The 7,894-nt window shown below is 41.6% G+C and carries 7 protein-coding genes and 1 pseudogene; 2 read left to right on the top strand and 6 right to left on the bottom strand.

Annotated features, from left to right (window positions below):
* Positions 1-277: 277 nt before the first annotated feature.
* From putP to FTV03_RS16370, 5 genes are all read right to left on the bottom strand, one after another.
* On the bottom strand, positions 278-1,768 hold the full coding sequence (gene putP / locus FTV03_RS16390) for a sodium/proline symporter PutP (protein ID WP_180042244.1): 1,491 nt from the start codon (positions 1,766-1,768) through the stop codon (positions 278-280).
* A 211-nt stretch (positions 1,769-1,979) separates the two neighbouring features.
* Entirely contained in the window at positions 1,980-2,834 is an 855-nt protein-coding gene (locus FTV03_RS16385; protein WP_078189969.1) for an SPFH domain-containing protein, read from the bottom strand.
* Between the two features lie 16 nt (positions 2,835-2,850).
* Positions 2,851-3,330, bottom strand: coding sequence for an NfeD family protein (locus FTV03_RS16380; RefSeq protein WP_180042242.1), 480 nt, complete (start codon positions 3,328-3,330; stop codon positions 2,851-2,853).
* Positions 3,331-3,429: 99 nt separating this feature from the next.
* A complete protein-coding gene (locus tag FTV03_RS16375; RefSeq protein ID WP_180042240.1) occupies positions 3,430-4,353 on the bottom strand; it encodes a patatin-like phospholipase family protein in 924 nt (307 codons plus the stop codon).
* Between the two features lie 61 nt (positions 4,354-4,414).
* Positions 4,415-5,050, bottom strand: coding sequence for a 1-acyl-sn-glycerol-3-phosphate acyltransferase (locus FTV03_RS16370; RefSeq protein ID WP_180042238.1), 636 nt, complete (start codon positions 5,048-5,050; stop codon positions 4,415-4,417).
* Positions 5,051-5,218: 168 nt separating this feature from the next.
* Here FTV03_RS16370 and FTV03_RS16365 point away from each other — a divergent pair, with 168 nt between their 5' ends.
* On the top strand, positions 5,219-6,505 hold the full coding sequence (locus FTV03_RS16365) for an MFS transporter (protein ID WP_180042236.1): 1,287 nt from the start codon (positions 5,219-5,221) through the stop codon (positions 6,503-6,505).
* A gap of 127 nt (positions 6,506-6,632) precedes the next feature.
* Positions 6,633-7,763, top strand: coding sequence for a porin (locus FTV03_RS16360; RefSeq protein ID WP_180042234.1), 1,131 nt, complete (start codon positions 6,633-6,635; stop codon positions 7,761-7,763).
* A gap of 22 nt (positions 7,764-7,785) precedes the next feature.
* Here FTV03_RS16360 and FTV03_RS16355 read toward each other — a convergent pair.
* Positions 7,786-7,894, bottom strand: a pseudogene (locus tag FTV03_RS16355) (IS701 family transposase); the annotation flags it as partial.

Raw genomic sequence — 7,894 nt, 5'->3', positions numbered from 1 at the left:
TGTTCCACTTTAGATATTTGTTTAAGATGAGATGTAACTCATTGAAATGTGTCATCATATTCGTCGTCAGAAAACAAGTATTATGCCATTATTTCAATGAGTTATCTTTTTTTGTCGTGTACAAAGGGCATTTTTATATTTTGTACATTTGGGACAGATGTGAATAAACATCTAAGTAATATCAAAATGGATGACATGATAAAAAACAAAAAAGGACGCTAGGCGTCCTTTTTTGCAGATATTAAAACTTAGAGCTTAAATTTAAGTGCTATTGGTCTTAAATACTTTCTTTATAGATACGATCTGCTTCTTCAAATTTTTCAGTGACTTCGGCAGATGGTGCTTTGCCCATTAAGCTCACAATGATGATTGCAAGTAGTGAGCAGATGAAGCCCGGAATAATTTCATAAACGCCTGTGTCGCCCCAGAGGTTTTTCCATAGAATAACCATAACAGCACCAACCACCATACCTGCTAAAGCACCATTGAGTGTCATGCGTTTCCAGAACAATGACATGATAATCAGTGGGCCAAATGCAGCACCAAAGCCTGCCCATGCATATGCGACGAGACCAAGGACTTTAGAGTCAGGATTACCCGCCATATAGATCGCAAGCAACGCAATCATTAACACCATAATACGGCCGACCCAAACCAATTCTTTTTGTGAAGCATTTTTGCGTAAGAATGATTTATAAAAGTCTTCAGTTAATGTACTTGAGCAGACTAAAAGCTGACAGCTTAAGGTACTCATGATCGCAGCTAAAATCGCAGCCAATACGATACCTGCAACCCATGGGTTAAATAGAATTTTAGTCAATTCCATAAAGACCGTTTCAGGGTTTGCTGTAACGATACCTGCTAGTTCTGGATGCTGTTGGAAATAAGCAATACCGAAGAAGCCTGCTGCAACTGCGCCACCGAGGCAGAGTGTCATCCATGTCATACCAATACGGCGTGCATTGGGAATCGATTTAACAGAATCAGCTGCCATGAAGCGCACTAAAATATGCGGTTGACCAAAATAGCCTAAGCCCCATGCCAATAAAGACATGATTGCGACAAAACTTAAGTCAGCAAATACATTCATCGCTTGAGGGCGTGCCGCTTCTAGTGCCAGAGTGAACTGGCTTAAATCAGAGAATGACAACATGACCACGATAGGGGTAAGTAGCAAGGCAAAAATCATAAAGCCCGCTTGAATGGTATCGGTCCAACTGACAGCAAGGAAGCCACCAATAAACACATAGCTCACCGTTGCAATGGCACTGATCCAAAGCGCAGTGCTATACGACATACCAAACATACTTTCAAATAATCGAGCGCCTGCAACCATGCCTGAAGCACAGTAAATTGCGAAGAAAATCAAAATAATCACAGCAGACACGATACGTAAGATTTTCTTTTGATCGTTAAAACGATTTGAGAAATAGTCAGGTAGGGTCAAGGCATTATTTTGAACTTCGGTATGTACACGGAGACGACCTGCCACAAGTAGCCAGTTGAGCCAAGCACCGATGATCAGACCAATTGCAATCCACATTTCAGATAAACCTGAAAGGTAAATCGCCCCCGGAAGACCCATGAGCAACCAACCACTCATATCCGATGCACCTGCAGAAAGGGCAGTGACAAAGCTCCCTAATCGGCGGCCACCTAAAATGTAGTCAGAAAAGTTACTGGTCGCACGGTATGCAAGTAAACCGATCACGACCATGGCGACAATATAAAAGAGAAAGGTAATTAGGGTGGGATTCAGGGAGCTCATACGGTATCCGCTTTGGCGTTGGACAATTGCGTTTAATTAGGGGACTCAATGGGATTTGCCTAAGCCAAGTAGGTGAAATCGAACGATAAGTCCTAAAACGTCAAAAAAATAACGTGAAATTTAAACATAAATTCACAAACTTTGCCTTCTTTTTTGTTTTGGGCATAAAAATGGGCCGTATGTCACGACCCATTTTTATTAATGTGAAGATTTAGTTATTACGTCCCATCACACCACGAATGGTGTTGAGTACATCCGCAGGTAATACCACAGTTTTGGCATTATTAGATTTAGCCATATCTTGCATGGCTTTAACGTATTGTTCACCCAGTAAGTACGCAACTGGAATTTCTTTATCGCCGACGGCTGAACTCACCATTTCAATTGCACGCTGTGAAGATTCTGCCAGTACCACTTGAGCTTCTGCATCCCGACGAGAAGCTTCTAAACGACCATCCGCTTCCAAAATAGCCGCTTGTTTTTCACCGTCTGCCTTGGTCACTGTCGCACGACGTTGACGTTCAGCGGCAGCTTGCTCTTCCATTGCCGCTTGCATGGTATGAGAAGGTTTAATATCTTGAATTTCTACAGTTTTAAGCGTAATACCCCAGTCAGAGATATCGTCAGAAATAGCAGCTTTAAGTTTAGCCTTAATATGATCACGCGATGACAGTGCATCATCGAGGTCCATTTCACCGACAATTGAACGTAAAGAGGTTTGAACTAAGTTTTGAATCGCCCATGTGTAGTTTTCAATACCGTAAACTGCTTTTTCAGGTGTGGTTAAATTGATATAAGCCACAGCATTCATCAGCAGTACCGCGTTGTCACGTGTGATCACTTCCTGAGAGGGGATATCTAACACGATATCTTTGGTTGTGACTTTATACGCCACTTCATCGACATACGGAATCACAAAGTTCAGTCCCGGATTGAGCGTGGTATGGTATTTACCTAAACGCTGAACAATCCATTTATAACCTTGGGGAACAATACGAACACCTTTAAAAATGGTGACGGCTACAAAAACTAAGAGCGCTAAAAAAACAATAGAAACACCAGACATGTCATTTCTCACTTATTTATGGATTGTCAGCGGGGTGGTTGCTGCTGTGCAGTTGGACGACTAAATCATTGCCTAAAATATCGGTCACGCGAATGCGATCACCGACTTGAAGTGCATCTTGGGTACGGCAATGCCATTCGTCTGAACCTAAAACAGGCATCGGGAAGCGAACTTTAACGCTGCCATGATTGAGCTGGGTTTGAATCACCATACCCACTTGGCCAATCGTCGCTTCACGGGACAGACCAGCTTTGGTTTTATCAATGGATAAAGGCTTAATAAATTTGAACCACAAAAATGTGCAGAGCACGGCAAAAATAATCCAAACCACAATTTGCACATTAAAGTCCATGGATGGAAAGATCCAATATAAGATCCCAACCAAAATTGCGGAAACGCCAAACCAGAGCGCAGCAAAAGACGGCAAAATCAGTTCAAAAAGCATCAAAGCGACGCCCAATACAAACCAGTGCCAAGGTTCTAAAATAAATTCCATACATCTACTCTTATATAAGGGTGAATTGATATAGATGAACCAGTATCTATATCAATGTAGCAGATGTATAACTCAATGAATATAAAAAAAATCGTTGAATTATATTTTCGCTTTTGGTGCTGGTTTAAAGGCCGCAGGAGACTGTTTAAAGTTATCGATCGCCTTAATAATGCTATTCACTTTGAGCTGTGCGGCTTTTTCACCTTCTAAAATCGTTGCATTGCTCGACTTTAAATCGAGTGTACCAATATGTCCTACTTTAGGTTGAATCACGAAATTGGCATTTTTCAGTTCTTCATTAATACTTTGTTGTCCCATGATGTTAATGGTTTGATCGAGTAAACCAAACATGCTTACGGCTTTGCTACCGTCAGGACGCGCAGAGATATCAACTGCAATCACAATATCTGCTCCCATATCACGTGCGGTTTTCACCGGAATCGGGCTGACTAAGCCACCATCGATATATTTCACCCCTGCAATGGTCGCAGGTACAAATACATTCGGAATACTGCACGATGCACGTACCGCTTGGCCTGCATTACCACGATTAAATTCAGTTTTACTGCCATTATCCAAACGGGTGGCTACAGCAGCAAAGCGTTTTGGAAATTGTTCAATCGATTTATTGCCGACGTTTTTATTAACAAAGTCTTGCAGTTTTTGCCCTTGAATAATGCCTTGGCTATTTAAGGTTAAGTCACGAATATCGGACTCTTTAAAGTTCAGGGCCAATTGCTGCATTTGATAAGGTGTTTTACCGCTGGCGTACAAGCTACCGACAAAACTACCCGCACTGGTCCCAGTCACAATTTTAGGTTTAATACCGTGCGATTCGAGCACTTTAAGCACACCAATATGAGCAAAACCTTTGGCACCGCCGCCACCGAGCGCAATCGCGATCACCGGTTCACGTGCTTTGGCAGGTGTAGGTGTCGTGGTTGCAGGCGTTTTGGTTGCGGAATCACAGCCAGCGAGTGCTAATACGAAGAGGCTAGGAATCAGGTAATGCAAAAGTTTCATGGGTGAAATCTGATGGTTAAATATACAAAGTGCACATCACATCAAAAAAATAGCCATTTGACTAGGGCTTTTTCCAGTGCTTTTGTAACGGCAAGGCCAACCATTCGGGATTTTTCGGGGAAAATTTCCCGTCATATATCTTCAAAATTTTTTCGAGATCAGTTTCAAAATCTCCACTCGGTTCAAAAACACCCAAGCAATGAATGGTTTTCTTTGCATAATCAAAGCTAAACATCACGATAGGAATCTGTGTTTCATAGGCAATATAGTAAAAACCACTCCTGATTTTATCGGCTTTTTTTCGTGTTCCCTCAGGTGCCATTCCAATCCAAATTTGATCTGTCGCTTGGACAATCTCAGCAATTTCACGTGTCAGTCCATGTGGATTTTCACGCTGTACTGGGATCACGCCGACCCAATCCAAAAGTGGTTTTAAGGGAGTATCAAAAAGGGTGTTTTTACCAAAAATGGTTATTTTTATCCCGATCCCAAGCAAGGCGAGAAAACCATGCCATGCATCTATATTAGAAGTATGCGGAGAAATGATCGCTACAGCTTTGGCAAGGTTGGGAAATTCGCCGTCAAATTTCCATCCTTGTGCCAAAAAAAGTTTTTTAAAAATTGCGCGGCTCAGGGTGGAACCACGTGATGGGACTTGATCGGGCAAAACCGGAAATAATTGAGTCTTTTGATTCATTGCATATTCTTATATAGGTGAAATCCATTTTCGATGCGATGCACATTTAAAAGTATGGCATCAGCATTGACCTTATCTTAGGTCGATGATTTTTTTAGATCATTGGCAAAATAGCCGTATTTTGACTACTCTAAATGTAACTTCAGCGCATTCAACATTTAGGAACTTATGATCCAGCTTCGTCAGCTCTATCTTTTACTGTTTTCCTTATATTGGGCGCAAGGGTTACCTGTCGGTTTTATGACGCATGCTTTACCAGTGATTTTAAGAGCGCAAGGTGTATCTTTGGCACATATTGGTGGCTTTGGATTACTCATGCTGCCATGGTCGATCAAAGTTTTTTGGGCACCGTGGATTGATCGACATGGTTCAAGGTCCAAAGGGCACTATCGGAGTTGGATTATTCCAATGCAGTTGTTGTCCGTGGTGGTCTTGGTCTTCCTGTCTTTTTTGCCGATCCAAAGCTTGAATGAACCAATGTATTTGCTGCTGTTTTTTGTGGCTTTACTCAGTATGAATTTGGTCGGTGCAACTCAAGATGTTGCAACGGATGGATTGGCTGTCAATATTTTAAAAACTGACCAACAGCACTGGGGCAATACCTTTCAGGTGATTGGTTCAAGACTCGGCTTTATTGTCGGTGGTGGCGCTGTACTTTGGGCCTTGGATTGGTTGGATTGGCAAGCCACCTTTCTGTTTTTAGCGGCATTGGTGTTCATCAATACGATTCCTATTTTTCTGTATCGAGAACCTTCAAAGCCACCAATCAACATAAAATCTAGTCCAGAGAATGATAACAACCATAAACATACTTCAGGCTTGTTCTACGCCATTCGCCAGTATCTGACTTATTTTACTCAAACTAAAACTCTCACACTGTGGCTGATGATCTTATTGAGTTTTAAGCTTGCAGATGGTCTAGCAGGTCCTTTACTTAAGCCACTGATGGTCGATTTAGGATTGAGTTTTAGTCAAATTGGTCTGTATGTCACCATGCTAGGTGCAGTGGCTGCTTTAATTGGGGCGGGGCTTGCTGGTCTTAGCTTGAAGTATATTTCTCGGGCGCAAGCCTTGGTTTTCTATTCGGTATTGAAAATATTCAGTTTATTGGCCTATGCATGGCTGGCTTTGCAGTTCGAGGCAAAACGGCCCGTCCATGAATGGCTGATCTATGGGATCAATGCTGCCGAAGACATGATTTCAGCCATGCTGCTCGTGATCATGCTGACTTTGGTGATGCAATATAGTCGTAAAGCATTTGCAGCAACGGACTTTACATTTCAGGTTGCCATTATGGCTACGGTGAGTGGGGGGCTGTATAGCATCAGTGGCATAGTGGCCGATCAGTTGGGTTATAGCACTTATTTATTTTGGATCACAGGTTTGGCTGCATTGAGCTTAGTCCCGATTCTATTTTGGGGAAAAGCATCAAAAAATGACCAAAATCACTTCTAAATCATGATTTTGGTTGTTTTTTATCAGCTAAAGCACTAAAAGAGCAATGCAAATATTATTTTAATAATTTTGTAATATGTTTCGCGTGTGTAATATCTGTTACAAAATAATTTAAGGAAAATTTTTGATGAAAACTAAGTTAGCAGCGGCTATCGCATTGAGCCTTTTGGCTGGGTCAACCTTTGCAGCACCAACATTCTACGGTGAAATTGATGCGTCTGTTGATTATTTACCTGAAGATAATAAAACGGGTGTTTCAGACAAAGATGTTGTTGAAATCAGTTCAAACAGTTCTTTCTTGGGTTTAAAGGGCGATGAAAAACTGACTGACCGTTTAAGCGCAGTTTATGCAATTGAATGGGCATTTAACTCAGACGGCGAAGGCGATGACTGGTCTAAGCGTAACCGCTTCGTTGGTTTGAAAGATGCGAAACTTGGTACATTGAAAGTCGGTGCACATGATACACCATTAAAACAATTGTCTAGTCCGGTTGATACATTCAACAACTACGTGGGTAACCGTGCTGATGTTACAGGCATCATGACGGGTGAAAACCGTGTAGATAACGTTGTTGTCTATGAATCACCAGCTTTTAAAATTGCTGAAGGTGCAATTAAAGTTAATGCATTGCTTGCAACAGGTGAGTCTTCAGGAATCAAGAGTGATAAAGGTGTAGTAAAAACTGCAGGTCGTGGTCTTGGCGATGCTTGGTCGGCGTCTGTTGTCTATGACAGCCCTGTTGTTGTTGCAGGTTTAGCCTATGACAAAGCCATTCCATCGAACTTTGGTGGTGTAGGGATCTTAAATGCAAGCGCGCCTGAGGTGCATCCTGCATTAGATAAAGATGGAAAAGTAACTTCAGTATTTGCTGCAGCAAATACCGTTCGTGCGATTGGTCGTGTAAATCTTGAGGGTGGTTTGGCACTCAAAGCACTGTATCAAACATCAGAGGTTGAGGCTGCTAAAGGTAATGATGTTGCAGCAGCAAATATTGATGATGCTCAAGGTTGGTTAGTCGGCGCAGAATACAATCTACCTTCTGCAAAAGCTTGGACAGTAAAAGCACAATATAGTCAAAATACCACGACTTATAAAGCAGGTGAGGATTACGAAGCTCAGCAATTCATTGCAGGTGCGGATTATGCATTTAGCAAACAAGTGAAAGCTTATGGTTATGCAGGTTACTTAGCACTTGAAAAAGGTTCGAATGAAAGTGAACAACCTGTTCTAGGTACAGGTCTAGAATTTAAATTCTAAAACTTTTAGGACTTACGCACTATCATTTATAGATTCTCTGTGGTAGCAGATGATTTTTATCGAGAATAAAGTCATCAATGAAGTTTTTGATAATTGGTCTAAATAATTTCTTCTGCCAACGATATATATTT

Source organism: Acinetobacter sp. YH12218, from assembly GCF_013417925.1.
GTDB lineage: Bacteria > Pseudomonadota > Gammaproteobacteria > Pseudomonadales > Moraxellaceae > Acinetobacter > Acinetobacter amyesii.
Note: the sequence above shows the minus strand (reverse complement) of the source record. Positions and strands in the feature narration are given on the sequence as shown.